At 68.0% G+C, this 19,902-nt stretch carries 22 protein-coding genes; 5 read left to right on the forward strand and 17 right to left on the reverse strand.

Annotated features, from left to right (window positions below):
- The first annotated feature begins 111 nt into the window (after positions 1 to 111).
- Positions 112 to 711 (forward strand): TetR/AcrR family transcriptional regulator, encoded by a 600-nt coding sequence (locus ACI3KT_RS06010; protein WP_404903078.1) that lies wholly within the window; start codon positions 112 to 114, stop codon positions 709 to 711.
- Positions 708 to 2,501 carry an alpha/beta fold hydrolase gene (locus tag ACI3KT_RS06015; protein WP_404903080.1) on the forward strand — a complete coding sequence of 598 codons (1,794 nt, stop codon included), beginning with the start codon at positions 708 to 710 and terminating at the stop codon, positions 2,499 to 2,501. Before ACI3KT_RS06010 ends, ACI3KT_RS06015 begins: the two co-directional genes overlap by 4 nt.
- A 69-nt stretch (positions 2,502 to 2,570) precedes the next feature.
- Here ACI3KT_RS06015 and ACI3KT_RS06020 read toward each other — a convergent pair whose 3' ends face one another.
- The 15 genes from ACI3KT_RS06020 to ACI3KT_RS06090 all read right to left on the reverse strand — a co-directional run bounded on the left by ACI3KT_RS06020 (position 2,571) and on the right by ACI3KT_RS06090 (position 16,114).
- Positions 2,571 to 3,515, reverse strand: a complete 945-nt coding sequence (locus ACI3KT_RS06020; RefSeq protein WP_404903082.1) for an FAD-dependent oxidoreductase — start codon at positions 3,513 to 3,515, stop codon at positions 2,571 to 2,573.
- Positions 3,516 to 3,564: 49 nt separating this feature from the next.
- A complete protein-coding gene (locus tag ACI3KT_RS06025) occupies positions 3,565 to 3,756 on the reverse strand; it encodes a hypothetical protein (RefSeq protein WP_307293772.1) in 192 nt (63 codons plus the stop codon).
- A gap of 139 nt (positions 3,757 to 3,895) precedes the next feature.
- Complete coding sequence (locus ACI3KT_RS06030; protein ID WP_307293770.1) at positions 3,896 to 4,120, reverse strand: DUF4190 domain-containing protein; 225 nt, start codon at positions 4,118 to 4,120, stop codon at positions 3,896 to 3,898.
- Positions 4,121 to 4,199: 79 nt separating this feature from the next.
- Positions 4,200 to 4,613 carry a hypothetical protein gene (locus tag ACI3KT_RS06035; protein WP_404903083.1) on the reverse strand — a complete coding sequence of 138 codons (414 nt, stop codon included), beginning with the start codon at positions 4,611 to 4,613 and terminating at the stop codon, positions 4,200 to 4,202.
- Between the two features lie 269 nt (positions 4,614 to 4,882).
- Positions 4,883 to 6,190 carry an RNA polymerase sigma factor gene (locus tag ACI3KT_RS06040; protein ID WP_404903085.1) on the reverse strand — a complete coding sequence of 436 codons (1,308 nt, stop codon included), beginning with the start codon at positions 6,188 to 6,190 and terminating at the stop codon, positions 4,883 to 4,885.
- Positions 6,191 to 6,291: 101 nt separating this feature from the next.
- Positions 6,292 to 7,986 (reverse strand): putative Ig domain-containing protein, encoded by a 1,695-nt coding sequence (locus ACI3KT_RS06045; protein WP_404903087.1) that lies wholly within the window; start codon positions 7,984 to 7,986, stop codon positions 6,292 to 6,294.
- Positions 7,987 to 8,355: 369 nt separating this feature from the next.
- Complete coding sequence (locus ACI3KT_RS06050) at positions 8,356 to 8,883, reverse strand: SRPBCC family protein (protein ID WP_404903088.1); 528 nt, start codon at positions 8,881 to 8,883, stop codon at positions 8,356 to 8,358.
- Between the two features lie 157 nt (positions 8,884 to 9,040).
- Positions 9,041 to 9,358, reverse strand: coding sequence for an ArsR/SmtB family transcription factor (locus ACI3KT_RS06055; protein ID WP_404903090.1), 318 nt, complete (start codon positions 9,356 to 9,358; stop codon positions 9,041 to 9,043).
- Positions 9,355 to 9,837 (reverse strand): SRPBCC family protein, encoded by a 483-nt coding sequence (locus tag ACI3KT_RS06060; RefSeq protein WP_404903091.1) that lies wholly within the window; start codon positions 9,835 to 9,837, stop codon positions 9,355 to 9,357. The genes ACI3KT_RS06055 and ACI3KT_RS06060 overlap by 4 nt, the downstream gene beginning before the upstream one ends.
- Before the next feature lie 91 nt (positions 9,838 to 9,928).
- Positions 9,929 to 11,659 (reverse strand): histidine-type phosphatase, encoded by a 1,731-nt coding sequence (locus ACI3KT_RS06065; protein WP_404903092.1) that lies wholly within the window; start codon positions 11,657 to 11,659, stop codon positions 9,929 to 9,931.
- Positions 11,660 to 11,729: 70 nt separating this feature from the next.
- Entirely contained in the window at positions 11,730 to 13,391 is a 1,662-nt protein-coding gene (locus tag ACI3KT_RS06070) for an ABC1 kinase family protein (RefSeq protein ID WP_404903326.1), read from the reverse strand.
- A gap of 339 nt (positions 13,392 to 13,730) precedes the next feature.
- Positions 13,731 to 14,285, reverse strand: coding sequence for a PadR family transcriptional regulator (locus ACI3KT_RS06075; RefSeq protein ID WP_307293732.1), 555 nt, complete (start codon positions 14,283 to 14,285; stop codon positions 13,731 to 13,733).
- A 68-nt stretch (positions 14,286 to 14,353) separates the two neighbouring features.
- Positions 14,354 to 14,836, reverse strand: a complete 483-nt coding sequence (locus ACI3KT_RS06080; protein WP_404903094.1) for a hypothetical protein — start codon at positions 14,834 to 14,836, stop codon at positions 14,354 to 14,356.
- Between the two features lie 79 nt (positions 14,837 to 14,915).
- Positions 14,916 to 15,686 (reverse strand): SDR family oxidoreductase, encoded by a 771-nt coding sequence (locus ACI3KT_RS06085; RefSeq protein WP_404903096.1) that lies wholly within the window; start codon positions 15,684 to 15,686, stop codon positions 14,916 to 14,918.
- An 89-nt stretch (positions 15,687 to 15,775) separates the two neighbouring features.
- A complete protein-coding gene (locus ACI3KT_RS06090; RefSeq protein WP_404903098.1) occupies positions 15,776 to 16,114 on the reverse strand; it encodes a nuclear transport factor 2 family protein in 339 nt (112 codons plus the stop codon).
- A 148-nt stretch (positions 16,115 to 16,262) separates the two neighbouring features.
- On the opposite strand from ACI3KT_RS06090, the gene ACI3KT_RS06095 reads away from it, so the two are divergent.
- Entirely contained in the window at positions 16,263 to 16,793 is a 531-nt protein-coding gene (locus ACI3KT_RS06095; protein ID WP_404903100.1) for a MarR family winged helix-turn-helix transcriptional regulator, read from the forward strand.
- A gap of 64 nt (positions 16,794 to 16,857) precedes the next feature.
- Here the strand turns inward: ACI3KT_RS06095 and map are convergent, their stop codons facing one another.
- Positions 16,858 to 17,634, reverse strand: coding sequence for a type I methionyl aminopeptidase (gene map, locus ACI3KT_RS06100; RefSeq protein ID WP_404903102.1), 777 nt, complete (start codon positions 17,632 to 17,634; stop codon positions 16,858 to 16,860).
- 89 nt (positions 17,635 to 17,723) lie between these two features.
- On the opposite strand from map, the gene ACI3KT_RS06105 reads away from it, so the two are divergent.
- Positions 17,724 to 18,002: a helix-turn-helix transcriptional regulator gene (locus ACI3KT_RS06105; RefSeq protein ID WP_307299350.1), complete on the forward strand. Its 279-nt coding sequence runs from the start codon at positions 17,724 to 17,726 to the stop codon at positions 18,000 to 18,002.
- 166 nt (positions 18,003 to 18,168) lie between these two features.
- Here ACI3KT_RS06105 and ACI3KT_RS06110 read toward each other — a convergent pair whose 3' ends face one another.
- Positions 18,169 to 18,474, reverse strand: a complete 306-nt coding sequence (locus tag ACI3KT_RS06110; protein WP_307293715.1) for a helix-turn-helix transcriptional regulator — start codon at positions 18,472 to 18,474, stop codon at positions 18,169 to 18,171.
- A gap of 96 nt (positions 18,475 to 18,570) precedes the next feature.
- On the opposite strand from ACI3KT_RS06110, the gene ACI3KT_RS06115 reads away from it, so the two are divergent.
- Positions 18,571 to 19,806, forward strand: coding sequence for an MFS transporter (locus tag ACI3KT_RS06115; protein ID WP_404903104.1), 1,236 nt, complete (start codon positions 18,571 to 18,573; stop codon positions 19,804 to 19,806).
- Positions 19,807 to 19,902: the final 96 nt, after the last annotated feature.

Consider the following 19,902-nt stretch of genomic DNA (forward strand, 5'->3'; position numbering starts at 1 on the left):
AGGAGGACCGCCGAGCGGCCTGATTCGTGACGGACGGCGCGCAGCGAGGACTGACCCACGCCCGCTCTCCGGTCGATTTGCAAAATATATAGACCGGTCTATTATTGAGCTATGGCATCCAAAGGAGACCTGACCAAGGCACGGCTCGCTGAGTCCATGCTCGAGCTCATCCAGACCAGCGGCTACAGCGGCACGGGCCTGAACGCCGTGATCGAACACGCTGGCGCGCCGAAGGGGTCGATCTACTTCCACTTCCCCGAGGGGAAAGAGGGACTGGGAGTCGCCGCCGTCGACCTCGCCGCGAAGCAGTTCGAGGCGCTGATCGCCGAGGCGGCAGCATCGGCAGGAAGCGCGGCCGGGGCCGCCCGCGCTGCTGTCGAGGCGCTGGCGACCATCGTCGGCGAGAGCGACTTCCGGCTGGGCTGCCCGGTCTCCGTCGTCACCCTCGAAATGGGCGCAGAGAGCGAGCGACTGCGGCAGGCGTGCGCGACCGCGTTCGAGTCGTGGATCACGCCGACCACCGCTCTTCTCGAAGCCAACGGCCTGGAGGCGGCAGAGGCCCGCTCTCTGGCGACCGTCGTCGTGTCGATGATCGAGGGAGCTGTGATCGTCTCCCGGGCCATGAAGAGCACCCAGCCCCTGCTCTCCGCCGCCGACGTCGTGGCCGAGCTCATCGACCAGCGCTGCCAGACCGCGGAGAAGACGCGATGACGTCGCACGAAGCCTCCCGGCACGCCCTGGTCTTCGGGGCCTCCGGGCTCGTCGGCCGACACCTCGTCCTGACTCTTGCCGAGGCCGGCGCAGACGTCACGGTCGCAGTCCGGACCGCCGCGTCGGGGGCTCGTGTCGAGCGATGGCTCACAGAGCACGGCCTGAGTCGGAGTATCCGCACGACGATCGTCGACTTCGACGCTCCCGAGATCATCGCCGGTGGTCCGGCCGCGCTCTCTTCCGTCACCGAGATCCACAACTGCGCCGGGTCCTACCGGTTCGGGATGAACGCCCAGGAGGCGCGCACCGCGAACGTCGGCATCGTCGAGAAGGTCATGGACTTCGCCGAGGGCCTCCCCCATCTGCAGCGCGTCGTCCACGTGTCGGGTTACCGGGTCGGCGGGCAGGACCCCGCGACCGTTCCCTGGTCACATGACCACCGCACCGCGCTCTACAAGGAACTCGGCGCCTACGAAGCGTCCAAGATGGAATCCGACGCCATCTTCCAGGCCCGCGCCTTCGAGCGCGGCATCCCCTGGACCATCGTGAATCCGTCCAGCGTGATCGGCGACAGCGTCACCGGGGAATCCGACCAGCACATCGGGCTGGCCACCACGATCGAGCAGATGTGGAACGGCACTGCGGCCGCCCTGCCCGGAGATGAGACGACGTTCCTCCCGGTCGTGACTGTCGACTATCTGGCGGCCTTCATGTCGGCAGCGGCGATCGATCCGGATGCCGCGGGCAAGGCCTACTGGATCCTCGACGACGCCACGCCGCCGCTGGCCGACCTTCTCACGCACGTCGGCCGGCATCTCGGCGCCAGGGTTCCGCGGGTGCGGATGCCGGTCGGTGTCATCAAGCGGCTCCCGCAGTGGATCACCAAGGCCGATCCGGAGACGCTCACCTTCATGTCGGCCGATCGCTATCCGACAGACTCCGCCGTCGAGCTGGCCTCCAGACACGGCATCCGGATGCCCGATGTGCGGGTGTCTCTCGAACGGTGGGTCGACCACCTGGCCGCGCACCGATTCGGCGCCGACACGACTGACGGACGTCGATTCGTCGACGTCGGCGGTCTGAGGACTTTCGAACTCGGCGCCTCCGGATCGAGCCGAGTGATCTTTCCCGGCCTGCCGGTCAACGCCGACACCTGGGCCGAGGTGGCGTCGGGCATCCGTGCGCGAGCCGTCGACCTTCCCGGACTCGGCCTCAGCGGCGGAACAGGCGTTCACGACTGGGAGCAGTGGCTGCCTGCCGTGCTGGGCGACGGGCCTGTCGACCTGATCGGCCACTCCATCGGGGCGGCCGCGGCAGTGGTCGCGGCCGATCGGCTCCCGACGCAGGTCAGATCCCTCACGCTGATCGCACCGTTCTTCCTGCAGGCCCCGGCGGGAGCCTCGGCGGGACTGCGGCCGCTCGTGCGCACCTACTTGAGGCACACCGACCCGGCACGGTTGTCACGCCGACTGACCGGATCAGAAGCGAGCGCGGCCGCCCTCGAATCCAGCGTCGGCGACCTCCAGCGACGCACCGCCACGAGGGCGGCCGAGCATCTCGCGCGCGCCGGCTCCACGCAGTGGCGAGCCCAGCTGCGGGAAGCGCTCGAGCGATTCCGCGGCCCGATCCGCATCATCACGGGAAGCGACGATCCCCTGTCCACCGCTGCGTTCGCACAGCTCGCATCACGTCAGAACGTCGAGCTGGTCTCCGTGGCAGGGGCTGGACACCATCCGCAGCTGACCCACAGCGACGCTCTTGTCGATCTGCTCACGGGGTCCGTCGAGTGAGGACCACCGCGGTGAGCCCGGCGCTCACCGCGGCACCGGCTCTTTGAGCGAGGTTCATCGACCCCGCAATCAGACGAGCGTCAAGACCTGCTCAGCGGTACCCCAGGAGAGGGTGACCCCGGCGCCACCATGCCCGTAGGCGCTGATCACGCGGCGGCCATCGACAGTCGTCGCATCGATCCGGATGACGGGACGACGCGGCCGGAGCCCGACACCTCGCGACACCACTTCTCGACCTCTGATCTGCGGGAAGTAGTCGGCGCAGCGATCGATGATCCCGCGCTCGACGGCGGCGTCGGGCGTGAGATCGGTTTCTCCGGCCTCGGCAGTGCCCCCGAGCACCAGACAGTCCCGGCGGGGGATCACATATGTCAGACCAGCCGGATTGTGCTCGTCGAGCAACCACTCCTGCACGCTGTCAGGCCCAGTGTTGTCGATCCGAACGACCTGCCCTCGCACCGGATCGACCGGGGACTCGTCGTCGATGAGTCGCGTGCTGCGCAACCCGGCAGCGATCACGACGAGCTCATCCGCGACTTCCGCCTCGTCGACGCTGTGGATCGTGCGCGACTCGAAACGCACACCCCGCGCCTCCGTCGCCGCGCGCAGCCACGGCAGGTAGACGCTCATCGTGATCACCGGAACGGTAGCGCGGACCCCGGTCGTGCCCGGCGGGACGAGCGTCGTCTTCTTCCAGCCGGGGACCACCCGCGTCCACTCCCGGTCAACCACGGTCGAGCGCTCGACCACCGTACCCCGACGGAAATCCACGCCTGCGTCCACGTGCTGGTCGTGGATGGACTCGAACCGTTCCAGCGTCGACCGAAGCATCACCTCGGTGTCTGCTCCGCCATCGACTTCGAACGGGAACCAGATCGCGCCGGCTGTCGCGGAGCAGGTCTGCTCCCACGGCTGATCGCTGCACACGGTGACCGCATGACCTGCACCAGCGAGCTCGTGGGCGATCGACAGGCCGACGACTCCCGCGCCGATGACCGTGACACTTCGCTTCATGTCTCCCACCTTCCATGCAATGCGCGAACGCTCGACGAACGTGTACGGGCTACGGTGCGACGCGAGGGCGCCGAAGGCGTTCGGCGGCGGCGAGGACTGTACTGGTCGTCGTGAGCTCGCGGGGTGTCGTGTCGAGTGCCTGCGCGAGGCGGGCGACGTCACTCAGTCCGAAGCCTTCTCCGCGGATCCGCTCACGGAACTCCGGCGCATCGATCCCGGCGTCGATCAGCACTTGCGCCACAGACTTTCCGGCCCGTCGACGAAATACCTCCAACGCACGCGGATGAATGACGACGTACCTGCCTGCGTTCATCTCACCTCGATCTTGTGGAGTCATCTCATGGACAACCGGCGCTCGCACCCTGGCGAACCGCTGCCCGTCAGCGCCAGATGACGAACAGGATGATGACGATGCATGCGATGACGAGTCCTATCCAGCCGAGCGCGATTCCGGCTGTCGCCCGCCTGCGTCCGTGCTGGCGGTGGGCGGCGATCTGCCTCCGTGCGGTGTACCCCGCCCCCAGGGCGGCAACCGGGCCCAGCACCGGCACCAGACACAGCCCGGCTATTCCGCAGATCAGAGAGAAGGTGGCAAGGGAGTTCATACGGGCGGGCAGGAACGTCGTTTCAGCTGTGTGAGTCGATCTCGCCGATCGCGGCCGCGTCTCCATCGATGCGCGCGGCTCAGGCCCGCGCGTCGGATGGTGCACCCAACGAGGCCAGCTCGACGTCGGGAAGCGCGACCTTACGCGTCCGCACCGACGGCCGAGCCGACTCGGCCCCCCGCCGCACGACAGGATTCCGGACCGCACCAGGGCGTCGCCTGAGCAGCCGTCGGCAAGCCAGGCCCGCAGCGACAGCAACGACGAGGGCGACCGCCACCGCGACCGGCGCCAACAGATCACCCGAGTACCACAGCCCCAGGCTCAGCATCGCACCGGTCAGCCACAGCACGCCCCCACCGCCGACGAGCCCCGCAGCATCGACCGCCAGCGCGATCGCGAGGGCGATCGCGCCGACCATCGCCACCCATAGACCGATCTGGCCCAGCGGGATGAGCAGCGCGGTGAGTACGCGGAACAAAGGAAGGATGGTCATGATTAGAGAGACGCCGCCGCTGCGCGTTCATTACGCGAACACGGCTGCGACTTCGACTCGGCGAGCCGTTCGCGTCAGATATCGGGCTGACTCTCGTCTTCCTTATTGCCGGGCTTGTCAGGCGCGTCTCACGGATCGGGGGTCCGTGTCGCAGGCGGGCGGTGTAGATCCCCACCTCACCTCAATTCCGCAAGCAAGAACCTGGCTGCGGCGGGCTTCCCTCCCCGGACCCGCCGCAGTCAGGTGGTTCTCGCCCTGTGATGACGGCGTCACTGTTCGAGCGGTCCGCTTTCGAATGCGGTGAGTGTGCGTCCGTCGGCATGCGCGACAAGATCCACCCGGTACGCGGCGCCGCGAAGTAGGAGCCCCGGACCATCGATGACGAAGTCTCCTCCAAGAGGGCTCGGACCGTCGACGACGCACTGGGTCTCGCTCAGCTCGATCGGCGTGCAATCCCATCCCGGCGGAGCCTCGTCGACGAACAGGCCCGAAGGCAGGGAGATGACCATGCGCTCTACGGTCCACGGTCGGTCGATCAGGATGCCGACATTCAGAACGACGCGCTCACCGACCGCCGTCGCCGTGACGTCGAACGCCGCATCCGGAGGGGGCGGCATGAGTGCCGGCGCGATCGATCCCACGACTATGGCGATGCCGACCGCAAGGGCCGTCACACCGACCCGCGTCGGGGTGACGGCCCACGACCCGACTCGACCCCCTATCCGACGCACGCTGCGCACCGTCGCATGGCGCCCATGCGCAGACGGAGAATGCGTCTCTGCAGCCTCCGCGCTCCCCGAGGGGAACAGCACGCCGCTGACGGCGAGGAGGGTGACGACCCCGAGAGAGAGGGATATCGCCGCGAAGCGTGACCACGCCCCGCGGCAGCGCGCGCACGTACGGATATGGTGCATGCCGTGGGATTCACCCGAGTCCTCGGGCGACGCGGCTACCTTCTCTGGCAGTTCGGCGGACGCGGCGCGACATTTCTGCGGCGCTCCGTCTTCCAGGACCACTCGCAGCGTCGCGCGCCGAAGGTTCAGACGCGCTCGTCGCGACAGCGAATAGATCGCAGACGCCGGACGCCCCAACTCTTCCTCGAGGTCTGCGGGCTTGCGCCCTTCCAAGACGGTGGCTACGAGGACCGCTCGTTGGTCCTCAGGAAGCAGGCCGAGCGCTCTGCGCACGATCGCGTATTCGCGGTGCATGTCCGCAGAGTGCTGCTCCGTGCTGTCGTCATGCAGCGGCGCATTGGTCTCGGTGATCTCTCCCACCCGCGACCGTGGAGATCTCAACTCGTCCTTCACCCGATTCCGCATCGTCTGGATCACGTACGCGTTCGCATAGCGTTCGGGGCCCGTCCCTTGTGACCACTTCGTCAAGACCGTGATCATCGCTTCGCTCAGAAGGTCGTCAGGATCGAGAACGCCACCACTGATGCGGTGGGCCATAGCCATGAGCAACCGCTGGTTCTTCTGGAAGTAGGCGCCCGCCGCCGCTCGATCTCCTTCGGCAGCGAGAGCGACGAGTTCGAAGCCGTCGTCGCTTTCGACCGAAGTGTTCGTGACTGTTCCCATCGTCCCCACGTCCCCGGGCTGAACCCTCACCCCGGGACCAGCTGCTTCAGCGATACGTGGGCCCATCCGAGATCCGGATGGGCCCACGATCGTTCACGCGCTCAGGCGAATCGGCGACGCAGACGCGCCCACAGGATCGTCGAGGCTCCGAGAAGAATCAACAAACCTCCGCCGATCATCCAAGGCAGAGGCGTCTCTGCGCCGGTCCACGCCAAGTTGCCATCCGAGGGTGTGCGCACCGAAGTGCCCGTGGAATCCGTCGAAGTCGCCGGTACCGATCGCGCAGCAATGGCGATGGTGTATTCGTGAGTATCGTCACCGACGGCGTTCGATGCGGTCACGGTGAACGGGAAGGACCCGTTCTGCGTGGGCGTGCCTGAAATGACACCTGTCGTCGGATCAAGGCTCAGCCCCGGCGGCAGCGACCCGGCCGTGACGGCGAACGTGATCGGGCCGGTGCCGGTCGCCGCGATCGTCTCGCGGTACGGCGCTGCAATCGTTCCATCGGGCAGAGACATGGTCGTGATGATCGGCCGCTCCCGGATCACCACGGTGTACTCCTGCTCATCCGAACCGCCCGCGTTCGACGCCGAGACCGTGAACGCGAACGTCCCCGCAGTCGTCGGGGTCCCGCTCACGACACCTGTGGCAGGATCGAGGACCAGTCCTGCGGGCAGTGTGCCGGCGCTCACCTGGAAGGTGATGGGGCCGGTTCCGATCGCGTTGACGGGCACACTGTACGCGTCGGTGACGACTCCATCCGGGAGTGACAGGGTCGTGATCTCCGGAGCGTCGAGCGCGACGCTGTTCCACTGGGCGGTGAATGTCACCGGGGCGATCGTCGGGTCACCCGGCGAGGTTCCGGCGACAGACGATGCCCACCCGGCAAAGGTGTACCCCGGGCGCACGGGGTCAGCCGGCACGGATGCGGCGTGCCCCCAGTCGACGATCTGCGTCGAGTCGCTCGTGACTCCGTCGGCGAAAGCGAACGTCACTCGGTAGTGGAACGCGAGCGTCAGCCGGCCTTGATCCGGGATGCTGCCGGTTGCGTCTCCCGTCACCAGCACTCCAGAGGTCGGATCCGTGTAAGACACAGGTGCCACTTCGTTGTCCGGGCCTCCGCGGCCCGCGACAGTCGGAAGTCCGGTGGCGTCCTCGGGACCGATCACCGTGACCGAACCTCGATAGAGCGGATTGAAGACCAGGTACCCCGAGCCCACGGAAGCGGCCAACGACCCGCTCTGCGCGACGAGCGAACCGCCCGTCATGGTGACCGATCCCCCACCAGCGAAGCGCGAACCGCCGATGCCGGCCGCGTACATCCCGCCTTGAGCGGTGATCGCGCCACCCTTGATGGTCACGGCGCCGGCCGTGAGATCGGTCGTGTCCGTACCGATGCCAGGGAAATACGGCCACGGATCGGCCGGGTTGGCGCTGCCGATCGCCTCGAGTCGGCCGGTCCCGACCGAGTCATCGATCGTGAGCGACGACGTGCTGCCGACGTGGATGCCCGGACCCGTCGTGGGCGCCAGCTTCAGCGAGTGACCGTTCAGGTCGAGCGTGATGCCCGCGCCCGCTGGGACACCGAGATAGTCCGCCGTTCCCGAGGCGTCGATGTCTGCGTCGAGCATCACCACGTCGCCGTCGACCGCGTTCTCGAAGGACTGGTCCAACGTGGTCCAGTCGGTGACGGCCGTCGTCACCGCGTGAGCAGGAGCCGCCGCGGCGACGGACAGTAATACCGCGAAGGTGATCGTTGCCGCGCTCGCAGGCGCGGAGAATTTGAAGTTGCGCACTTTCCATCCCCAGATAGGTAAGCAGTCGGGTGCGGAGCGGTGATCGGACACCACCCCTCTAATGAGACGAGCGAGGTGCGCTTTTATGACGGCATATCGTGAACTGCGCCTCTCGCGTCTCGCGTGCTGACGTCGACGGCGATATCTCCACGCATCGTTCAGCACGCGCGATCGACAGATCAGGACGCGTGGGGCGTCACGTTCTGTGACCTCGCTCAGCGAGGCGCGTGGCTGTATCCCCGGCCCACGTCGCCGACACCACCCAGGTCGGCCGGGACGGAGGCTCCCCCTCCGTCCCCTTCCTGCTCCTCAACTGCGTCTCGCGTTGCGCTCGTGGCCGGATCGGCTCTGAACCGAGCGAGCACGAACTCACCTCAGTTCGGACGCCCCTTCGGGACCGGCCGCGGTCTCGACGACCCGCGCACCGAAACGCGACCTGCGCGACACGATGTACTCCGAGGGCGCCGCACGCCCCTCGGAAAGGTACGCGAGCCGGTGCAGGGTCTCGTCGTTGCGCCAGTGCAGCAACATGTCCATCAGGGCACGCGGAACGAACCGCCCGGGCCCGGCGACCGCTTCTTCGCGGATGCGCACGACGCAGTCGCCTCCGCGCTCCTTCACCTCGAGGAAGACCCTCGCCTCTCCGACCGGCCAGCCGCGAGCACGCATGACCATGCGGCGCGGCGGGTCGTACTCCTCCACCACGGTCTTGTCGTCGATCAGGGCGGGCCAGACACCGAACGAGTGATGCAGCTCCGCCCCGGGTGCCGGCCACGACGCGTCGACGTCGCGCATACGCGAGGCCCCCACGACCCAAGACGGATAAAGCCAGCCGTCGCCCAGCACGTCGAACACGTCTTCAGGTGTGCAATGAAGCACCCTCACATTGCGGGACACGAATCCCTCCTCACCGTCGACAACTCGTCTCGCCGAGGTTAGAGGGGCATCGCCCTGCACAGCAGTGGGTTGCGGTCAGCGGCACGAATGTGCAGTGCGGTGCCGTCTGCACGCCGACGAACGGCACCAGTCCGCCGATCCGGCTGGTCGCCGACCCTCAGAGCCCTTCTGCGATCTCCTTGATCGCGGCGAGACGACGATCCCACTCGCGGCCGATCGCGTCGAGCCTCGCGGCGGTGGCGGAGAGCTCGGCGCCGATCACCCGGAAGCGCACCTCGCGCCCGACCCGGATCGGCTCGACCAGACCGACCTCCTGCAGCACGGAGAGGTGCTTGGCGATGGCCTGACGGCTGACCGGCAAGCGGCCCGCGAGAGCGGATGCCGAAGCATCCGCTTCTCCGAGCGCCTGCAGAATGCTCCATCGCGTCTCGTCGGCGAGCGCCGAGAACACGGGAAGCAGGGTGTCGGTGGTCACGCTTCGCCCTCGACCAGGGCGACGAGCTTGTCGAGCTCCTCGTTCCATCCGGTGCGGTGGCTTTCGAGATTCGCGAGGGGAGCCGAGGTGCGCTCGAAGCCCGACTCGACGACCGTGAGCTGGGTTCCGCCGTCGACGGGCTCGAGCGTGAACGTGAAGACGGTAGACGTCTCGGGATCGAGCGCATCGGGGCGCTCGCCCTGCGCATCGTCGTTGCCCCATCGGTACGTGATGAGGTTCGGCTCGTCGAAAGCCTCGACGCGCAACGGAATCGCCCCGTAGTCGGGGAAGGTCATCGTGCCGGTGGCGCCGGCTCCGGAGCCGTCGAGGGCGACGTGTCCGAACCACCGTGAGACATGCTCGGGTTCGGCGACGGCGCGCCACACCTTGTCGATGGATGCGGCGATGCGGATGGTCCGCCGCACCGAGAACGTCTCCTCATCGACGACGGCTGCGGGGTTCGAGATCTCGTTCACCATGATGCCTCCTTCTCCATATGCAACCGCTCTGATTGCAATCCCAGAGTTGCACATCATCTCACGACATGCAACCCTTAGATTGCAAAAGGAGTCAGTCGCGCAATGCGCGGCGCCGCGACGCAGCCCCCGCGCCCACCACGAGCAGCAGGATGCCGAGAACCCAGGTCGCGGCATCCGCTCCGCCACCCGTCGCAGCGAGCTCCGGCCCCGGGACCGTGTCGTCGACGGGCGCTGTGTCGCCGATCAGGGGGCTCTCGGCCATCGCGGCGCCGGTGAGGCAGCGCTTGAGCTCGGTGACCTTGACCCAATGCGACCCCACGGCGACCGGACGGCATCCGTCGGCGAAGGCGATCTCGCGCTCGTTGTAGAGCATGCGCACGAGCGGCGTGTACGAGGTGCCCGTCGCGGGGTCGACGCCCGTTCGGGACACCACGTCCCACTGCACGTTCGCGGCCATCGGCGTCACCTGAGCCCCGCGCCACGGATTCGACGCGTAGTCGAAGACATCCGAGACGGATGCCGGTGCCGCCACGTCGGGAGCGGGCACGGTCGAACCCGGAAGCTTCAGGAGCGCCGCGAACGGAACGATCGTCTCCGCATGCGCGAAGCGGAACGTCGCCGCCACATCACCGCCCGCAGCGCGGTCGTCGATCACCCGGAAGAAGTCGTCCAGCAGGGGCTGGGCGACCGTGTAGGTCTCGTCGTGTCCGGCGAGGCTCGGCCCCTTCTCGTAGAAGTCCTCGGTGTCGAGCAGATAGGCGAACCACTCGGCATCGGCCTCTCGCCCGTCGAAGTACTGGGCGAAGTCGAACTCGTGTGGGGATACGTTCTCCTGCTCCATGTCGGCGGCGATGATGTACAGGTTGTAGAGGGTCATCGCGGCATCCACAGCGCTCTTGATCGACTTCTTCGGGTCGCTGCACGCGTCGGGATCGGCGGCCGGGTCGGCACCGGGAGCGCACGCGGGGGCACCGTCCTTCGTGCCGTCGACTGTCGCGTACCAGGTGTGCGCGTCATCCGCTCCCATCGCCGCGATGAACGCCGGGGTGAAGATACCCGAGAGCAGCTCCTCCGACACCCGCACCGACTCAGGGCGCTCCTCGATGAACTCGGTGGCTGCTGCGATCGTGCCCCCGTCGTCGGTCTGCGCCTCGATGTACGCCTCGTAGGCCTCGGCGCCCTCGCGTTCGGGAGTGCCAGGCGCCTTCTCGGTGCCGTCGGGGTTCTCGACCTTGTGGAAGTACAGCAGATCGGGTCGCGGCTCGAGCGCGAGCCCCGCGTCGCCGAGTCCGAGGAGGAAGTTCTCGCCCGACTCCGTCGCTCGCGGCTCACCCGAGGTCTCCGCGACGATGCGATTGCCGGCATCCGCGAAGAGCGCCGCGTTGCGGGCGGCGGCCCGCTCGCCGATGCCCTGGTGCTGCGTCTCGCCCTGACCGGTGAGCATGCCGTAGCCGTTCTCGACGTTGGCCGCGGTGATCGCGTCGAGGTTCGTGAGGAACTCGGTTCCGATCTCGGGCGTGAGGAACCCGCCCTCCGCCTGGGCGGTCTCGGCGAGCCTGTGCAGCAGCAGATCGTACTTGTAGCCCGACAGACCACGCGAGCCGTGCCGCGCCACGGTCTCGGTCGCGAGCGGCGCGTATCCGGCGGGTGCCTGCTGATAGGCGGCGATGTCCGCATCTGTCGGCGGGACGTAGGGCTGCTTGCTGCTGTAGAAATCGCCCGGGTCGGCCGGGGCCTCGGCGGCCTGCGAGGGAGCGGCGACCGCGAGGGACATGACGGCGGCGACGACGGCCGCGCACGAGAGAGAGGAACGGAGAGTCACGTGTTCCACAGGTAGTGGTCGCAGATGAACGTCGGATGGACGGATGCTGTCGCCCACCCGCGCGGTGCGATCAGCGCGGCGGTCGCGCGAACACGGCGTGCAGCAGCGGCAGGACCGAAACGCCCATCAGCACGATGCCGAGGGGCGGCGCGGGGGCCAGCAGGATCGCGCCGCCGACGAGCAGCGCTGCGAACAGCACACCGGAGGCGATGCGCCGCGCGACGTGCTCGAGTCTGTCGAGGCGGTGCTCGAGCCGCGAGGTGTCGAAGCTGACCTCACCCGCGTCGACGCGGGTGAGGAGCGAATCGAGGCGCTGCGGCATCCGCCACAGGATGCCGGCGCTGGCGGCCGCCTGCTTGGCCATGTCCTGCACCAGCCCCGCGCTCTCCTCGCCGAGCAGTTGGGTGGCGTAGGGTTCGACGGCGTCCCACACGTTGAAGTCGGGGTCGAGCGCGCTGCACATGCCCGACGTCAGCGAGACGGCGCGGATGAGCAGCAGCAGACGCTCGGGCAGCTGGAACGGCAGCGAGCGCATCACGTGTCCGAACTGGTCGCCGAAGTCTTGGAACTCACGCGGGTCGACGTCTTTCAACTGCCCGAAGCCCATGCCGCCGAATCGATCGAACAGCGCCGTGAGCGCCCGTTCGAGGTCGGCGGTGTCAGTGGTCGGCATGAGGACGCCGATCGTGCGGGCGGCCTCGATCATGGCTCGGCCGTCGCGCGTCGCGATGGCGATCACGAGGCTGCGCAGGCCGCCGCGGAGGGATGCCGGCACCTCGGCCATCATCCCGAAGTCGATGAAGGTGAGTCGGAACTCTCGGTCGTTGAGCGAGGACGGCGAAGCCGACCGTGCCGAAACGCCGACCGGCTCGACGAACACGTTCCCCGGGTGCGGATCGGCGTGCACGAAACCGTGGGCGAACACCTGGTCGAACATCGCGCGGGCGAAGGCGTCGGCCACGCGTCCCGGGTCGATGCCCGCAGCTCGCAGCGCGTCGGTGTCGTTGATCTTGATCGCGGTGACGTCTTCCAGGGTGAGCACACGGCGCGTGCTGCGCGCCCACACGACGGCGGGCGTGCGGATGCTGTCGTCGTCGGCGAAGTCGGCGGCGAACCGCTCGGCGCTCGCGGCCTCGTGCAGATAGTCGATCTCTTCGAGGCTGGTGTGCGCGAACTCCTCGACCAGCGCGGGGGCGTCGACGCGGCTCGACACCGCGCGCACGCGGCTCAACCAGCGGCCGACACGGCGGAGCGCGGCGAGATCGGTCGCCACCACCCGGTCGATGCCGGGGCGCTGCACCTTGACGACGACCTCGCCGAGCCCGGTGTCGAGGGCATCGGCGGCCGAGAGCCGGGCGCGATGCACCTGGCCGAGGGATGCCGCGGCCACGGGCACCTCGTCGAACCACGCGTAGATCTGCTGCAGCGGGGCGCCGAGCTCGGCTTCGGCGATCTCCCTGATCTGCGCGAAAGGAACGGCAGGCACCTCGTCTTGAAGACCCGCGAGCTCATCGGTGATCTCGGGCGGCAGCACGTCGAGGCGCGACGAGAGGAACTGCCCGACCTTGATCATAAGTCCGCCGAGCTCGACCGCGAGCGCATGGAACCGTCGAGCCAGCATCTGCAGGCGGTGCGTGCGCGTGCGGTCGGAGATCCGGCCGAAGCCGATGCGGGGCAGGAACAGCTCGAACCACCACAGCTGGATCAACTGGCGAGACGCGAAGCCGAGGATGCGCCGGTATCGCGCCTGGTCGGCCGGACCGCGCGCCGCATCGGCCGTCGAGCGAGACGAAACGCCGTCAGCGCCGCCGGTCGTTGAGCGAACGGAGGGAGACGAAACGCCGTCGCCATCCCCGGTCGTTGAGCGAGCGAAGCGAGACGAAACGCCGTCAGCCGAACTCGACGCAGGAGAATCGCGTTTCGTCTCGTCGCTGCGCTCCTCGCTCAACGAGCGGGACGGAACAGGTCTCGTCTCGGGCGCCGGCGCTCCCTCGCTCAACGAACGGGGCGCGCGACCGGGCTCGGCATCCGTCATCTCGTTCCTCCCGCCGGCTGTCGCGCCGGCATCCGATCAGTCCTGGGCGAGGATCGAGTACAGCCTACGGCGAGCCTCATCGAGCACGTCGATGGCCTGCTGCACCTGCTCGGGCGAGCCGGTGCGGCCGACCTGAGCTGCGGCGGCAGCGAGGTCGACGCCTGCCTTCGGCAGTGCGCTGAAGCGCGTGTGATCGCGCGGACCGGAGGCCTCCCACGGGGCGGGGGTCTCGGTCGCCTCGGCGGCGACCGCTGCTCCGGCATCCGTCAGCGAGTAGGTCTTGCGGCCGTTCTGCTCTTCGGCGGTGATGAGACCCTCGTCGGCGAGGAGCTGCAGGGTCGGGTAGACCGAACCGGCACTCGGCTTCCAGCTGCCGCCGCTGCGCTCGGCGATCTCGGTGATGATCTGGTAGCCGTGCATGGGCTTCTCGGCGAGGAGCGACAGGACGGCGGTGCGGACGTCGCCGCGCGCCATGCGCGAACCGCCGCTGGGACGCGGATCGAAGGACTTGCGGAGCTGCTCCATGGCGTCGAAGAGAGCGGATGCCGGATTCGCTCCACCGAACGGACCTGAGGGGAATGCGTTGTTCATGATGACCTCCCGATATAGGTAGCGATAGCTAACGATATGTCGTTGAGGCTGTGAGTGGGATGGGAATCTCAGCCGTCGAGGCGGCCGTGGATGACGCCCCACGACTTCGTCGCCCTGTCGAGGAGCGCGGGCACCTCGGCGCCCGGAGCCCCACCGGCAGCGTCGATGCATTGGCCCTGACTGCACTGGTGCTGCACGACCACGAGTTCGTCCACGGGCACACGGAGCAGCAGGCGATAGATGACGCCGTCATCGGCGACCAATTCCGCCGACAGCACCCGGAGAGCGGCCTGCGTGCCCGACTCACGCAGCGCGACCGTCGCCGCCGCGTTCGCCCCGGCGTTGAACCAGAGGCTGATGCCGATGACCACGATGAACAGGCTCACGAGGCCCAGGGAGATGACCGCCCACCACTCGGGCTCCATGAAGAAGCTGAGCACCAGGCCGACGACGCCGGCGAGCGCCAGCACCGCCGCGACCCAGCGCTGACCGACCGCGCTGCGGTGACTGGTCAGCTCGACCTCGATCCACTCCGGAGGCTCGATGGGCATGGCGCCACTCTATGGCTCGCCCGCGCCGATCGGCCAGCGGCGCCGGTCACCGCCCGGTGCGTCAACCCGACGGCATCCGTTATCGGGTCGGAACGGTTCCTCCGTCGACATTGACATCGACACCGACGATGCCGGAGGCCGCGGCGGAGACGAGGAAGGCGACGGCATTCGCGACTTCTTCGGATTCGACAGGGCGACCGAGCGGGATGCCCCCGAGCGAATCCATCAGCGACTGCCGCGCGGCGTCGCGGTCGGTGCCGCGGGCTGTCGCGAGGCGGCTGATGAGCGCTTCAGCCGAGGGCGTGCGGATGAATCCCGGCGAGACGGTGTTGACGCGCACGCCGAGCGGCGCGCATTCGTTCGCGAGCGCCTTGCTGTACGTGCTGAGAGCAGCTTTCGCCGCGGCATACGCCAGCGTTCCGTCAAACAGGGGCATCTGCGCCTGGATCGAGGACACATGGACCACCGCGCCGCCACCGCGGGAGATCATGCCGGGGATGATCTCCCGATCGAGACGAACCGCTCCGAGGAGGTTGAGTCGGAGCGCATGATCCCAGTGCTCGTCGCCGAGGGCACGAAACCCGCCGCCGGGCTCGTCGGATCCTCCGGCCACGTGAACGAGGATGTCGACCTCGCCGACGCGCTGAGCCACAGCGCTGAGCTCCGCGGCGTCGGTGACGTCGACCATCTGCGCGTCATGCGCGGGGTGGGAGGGATCCGGCCTGGAGCGCCCGAGGACGGTGACGTGGGCGCCCGCCGTGACGAGCGCCTGCGCGACTGCTCGCCCGGTGCCTTTCGTTCCTCCGGAGACGAGTGCACGCTTGCCGTTGAGGGTTGTGGAGTCGATCATGGTGTCCTTTCGCGGGCCCTCGCGGTCCCATCGTGCGGCCGCGAGATCAGCGACCGCGGTGCGCGGCGGAAGAGCCGCTCCAGTTGATGTCAGTGCGCGAGGCGGATGCCGAGTGCGATGACCCGGCCGCTCTCGAGGGTGAAATCGAAGGTGAACGGCAGCGGCCCGCCGGGGAAGTCGCCGTCCGCAGACGCCGTGAGCTCAGCGGTGCCGTCATCTGCTTCGTCGTAGGACGTCGGATCGAGGGTGATCTTCGGTGCGATCTGGTGCTCCTGAATCCACCGCCGGATCTCGGCCGACCCCGTGTAGTCGGAGCCGTCGTCTCGCACTGTCGCGGTCGGTGCGAATACGGCGAGCAGCGCGTCGGCGTCGTGTCGGTTCGTGGCGTCGATGAACTCGGCGACCGGGCCGTCGGGAATGGTGTTCATGTGCGTTCTCTCCCATCGAATGGCGCATGAATCCACGGTGGATCCATGCGGCGACGCCAGTAGTATTGCTGTCGTCTACGACAGCAATAACTGTCGTAGACGACAGCTTATTCCCGGGTTGAGAATGTTCCCGCGGTAGGGTCGCCGTATGGCAACTGCTGAGGATGGTCGGGATCCAGATGGCTCGACCAGCTACAGATCCGACCTCCTGACCGACCTGAGCCGGCTCATCTACCTGTGGGAATCCCCGCGCTTCCAATCCGAGGTGCTGACGCGGTCAGGCGAGCCGCTGGATCAGTCGTCTCATCAACTGCTCCGACTGCTCGGGTTCTCGGGTCCGCTGCGGCCGTCGCAGATCGCAGAGAGCCTGAAGACGGGCGCATCCAACGTCAGCAAGATGCTGCACCGCCTCGAAGCGAACGGTTGGCTGGAGCGCACGCCGGATCCGACGGATGCGCGAGCGACTCTCGTGGGCCTCACCGCCGCGGGGATCGAAGCGGCGCAGCACGTGTTCGACCTCGGAGACGACATGATCGCCCTGGTGCTCGACGGGTGGAGCAAGCGGGAGGTCGAGCACTACACCCGCCTCACACGGCGCTTCGTGGACGACGCGTACGTCGCCGCTGAGGCCATGCGCGCGCGCGGGTTGTCCCGCATGTGGTCCGCCCCGCCTTCTTGAGCAACGCGCTGCCCGGACGCTCGGACCGGATGCGAGCGCGGACTGTCGCCGCAGGACAGCGGTGTCAGGCGATCGGCGGCAGGGTCAAGATCTCCGCGCCCGTCTCGGTGATCGCGATCGTGTGCTCGGTATGGGCGGTGCGGCATCCGGTCGCGCTGCGCAGAGTCCAGCCGTCGTCGTCCGTCACCAGCTGATCGGTGTCGGCCATGACCCACGGCTCGAGCGCGAGCAGCAGCCCCGGACGCAGGATGTAGCCACGCCCCGGTCGCCCGTCGTTGGCCACATGCGGGTCCTGATGCATGGTCGAGCCGATGCCGTGACCTCCGAACTCACGGTTGATGGGATAGCCGGCTGCGCGCAGCACACTGCCGATCGCGCGAGAGAGATCGCCGACGCGGGCGCCCGGCCGCGCCGCCGCGATGCCGGCCTCCAGCGCACGCTCGGTCACCTCGATCATCGCGAGGTCGGCGGGATCCGCAGGCCGCCCGACGACGAAGCTGATCGCCGCATCGGCCGCGATGCCGCGGAGCGTGACGGCGAGGTCGAGCGTGAGGAGATCGCCTTCGGCCAGTGCGTAGTCGTGCGGCATCCCGTGGAGCACGGCATCGTTGACGGCTGTGCAGACGTAGTGACCGAAGGGGCCGCGCCCGAAGGAGGGCGCGTAGTCGACGTAGCAGGACTCGGCTCCGGCATCCTCGATCATCTCCTTCGTCCACGCGTCGAGATCGAGCAGGTTCACCCCGACCGTCGCGCGCTCCTTCAGGGACTGCAGGATGCTGCCGACGAGAGCGCCGGTGTCGCGCGCTCGGTCCAGCTCTTCGGGGTTCAGTATCTCGATCACGGTTCACGCCTTCCAATAACTATCCCGGTAATACTATCCCGGTAATACTATCCCGGTAATACTATCCCGGTATTAGAATCGTCATCATGATGGTCCGGATGCCGCTCACTCCCGCCGAGGTCGAACGCGGAGAACGACTCGGCGCCCTGCTGCGGCGAGCGCGCGGTGAGCGTTCGATGCTGAGCGTCGCCCTCGACGCCGGCGTCTCGCCCGAGACTCTGCGCAAGATCGAGTCGGGCCGCGTGGCGACGCCCGCGTTCTCGACGATCGCCGCCATCACGCACGTCCTCGGCCTCTCGCTCGACGCCGTCTGGGCCGAGGTCAGCCCGCAACCCGCGCAAGGGAGCCGCGCGCAGCTCGCGTCCTAGCCGCACGCCCGGTCGCCCTGGCCCGCCCGCTCCCGCTCTCACCCCTGCCCCACGGAAGGTCTTTCGCGCTTCGGAAGGATCGATCTCGGGCATCCTTCCTTCCGAAGCGCAGGATGCCTTCCCAAGCGCAAGGCAGAAAGTGCCGGCGAGCGGATGCTGCGCCCGATCAGCCCCGCAGCACGGAGTCGAGCAGCCCGGGGAAGAGCTCGTCGAGCTCGTCGCGGCGGAGCGTCAGTGTGCGACGGCGTCCGTTGGGCTCGTTGCGGATGACGCCCGCTTCGCGGAGCACCTTCATGAAGTGCGACTTGGTCGACTTCGGCAGATTCGGGTCAGTCGCGTGGCATTCGGCCATGTCGAGCGGACCGTCGGCGAGCTGCCGGGCGATGGCGAGACGTTCGGGGTCGCTGAGAGCGAAGAGCACGTCGGTCAGCTGGATCTCGGCGCGCTCGGGATGCGGCAGATCTCCGGGCATGGTTCGAGAATACTTGAACAATTGCAGATTGGCGAGTACGCTCCGATAGTTCGATGATTCTCGAACCGAAGACTCGCGGACCTTCAAGGAGCTGCCATGCCCGCCACTGATTCGATCGTCGTGCCGCCGCGCACGGCATCCGCTCCCGCATCCGTCCCCTCCGCGTCGCGTACCCGCTTCGGGTTCGTGCTGGCGGTCGTCGCGCAGATCCTGATGATGGTGGCCGCGAGCGCGCCATCGCCGTTCTATCCCGTGCTCGCCCACGACATCGGATTCGACGCCGTCGTGATCAGCGCGGTGTTCGCCGTGTACGCGATCGCGTTGCTGCTGACTCTGCTCACCGCGGGCTCGCTGTCGGATCACATCGGCAGGCGCCCCGTCGCGATCGCCGGTTTCGTACTGCTCGCCGTCAGCATGCTGCTGTTCTGGCACGCGGATGCCGTCGCCATCCTCTTCCTCGCGCGCATCGCACAGGGCATCGCGAGCGGCCTGTTGATCGCGGCGCTCTCCGCGACCGTGCTCGACTTCGCGCCCACAGGACAACCGCAGCGCGCGGCTCTGTGGAACTCTCTGAGCCCGGGCATCGGTCTGGCTGTCGGCGCTCTCGTGTCCGGCATCATGCTCGATCTCACGCGCGACGCGCTCGTCGACGTGTTCTCCGCTCTCACCGTGATCTACGTCGCGATCGCGGTGATCCTGCTGTTCCTCCCCGAGACCGCGACCCGCAAGCCCGGCGCCTGGGCGTCGCTGAGCTTCCGGCTCTCCATCCCCGCGAGCATCCGCACCGACTTCTGGCGCAGCGCACCTGCCGTCGTCGCCGGATGGGCGACCGGTGGACTGTTCCTCTCACTCGGTGCGAACATCGTGCACGGCGAACTCGGCGGCACCGCTCATGTGTGGCAGGGACTCACTGTCGCACTGCTCGCCGGTGTCGGCGCGGTCACCGCTTTCGTCATGCGCGGTCGGCGAGCGCGCACCATGACGATCTTCGGAACCGCGGCGCTCGCCACCGGCACGGCCCTGTCGCTCGCCGCGCTCGCCACCGGATCACTGACGTTCTACCTCGTCGCTGCCGGCATCACCGGCATGGGCTTCGGCACCGCGTTCTCGGGAGTCGTCGCCTCTCTTGCGCCGCGCATCCCGGCATCCGAACGCGCCGATGCGTTCGCGGTCATCTACTTGCTGGCCTACCTGGCGTTCGGAGTTCCGGCGGTTGTGGCGGGCCTGCTCGTGGGAGTCTTCGGGCTGGGGCCGGTGTGCGTGGGATACGGACTGGTCGTGATCGCCCTCGCCCTGGTGGCCCTCGTGCTGCGGGTGCGCCGGGCGGAGTAGGCGGGGCGGCGGCGCGCCGACTTCGAGCCCCCGAGGTGCGCCGCAATGCCGCCCCAACGCGCTGAGCCGACCACAACACGCACCTCGGGTGGCCGA

This window comes from Microbacterium sp. ZW T6_19 (assembly GCF_044987465.1).
Classification (GTDB): Bacteria; Actinomycetota; Actinomycetes; order Actinomycetales; family Microbacteriaceae; genus Microbacterium; species Microbacterium natoriense_A.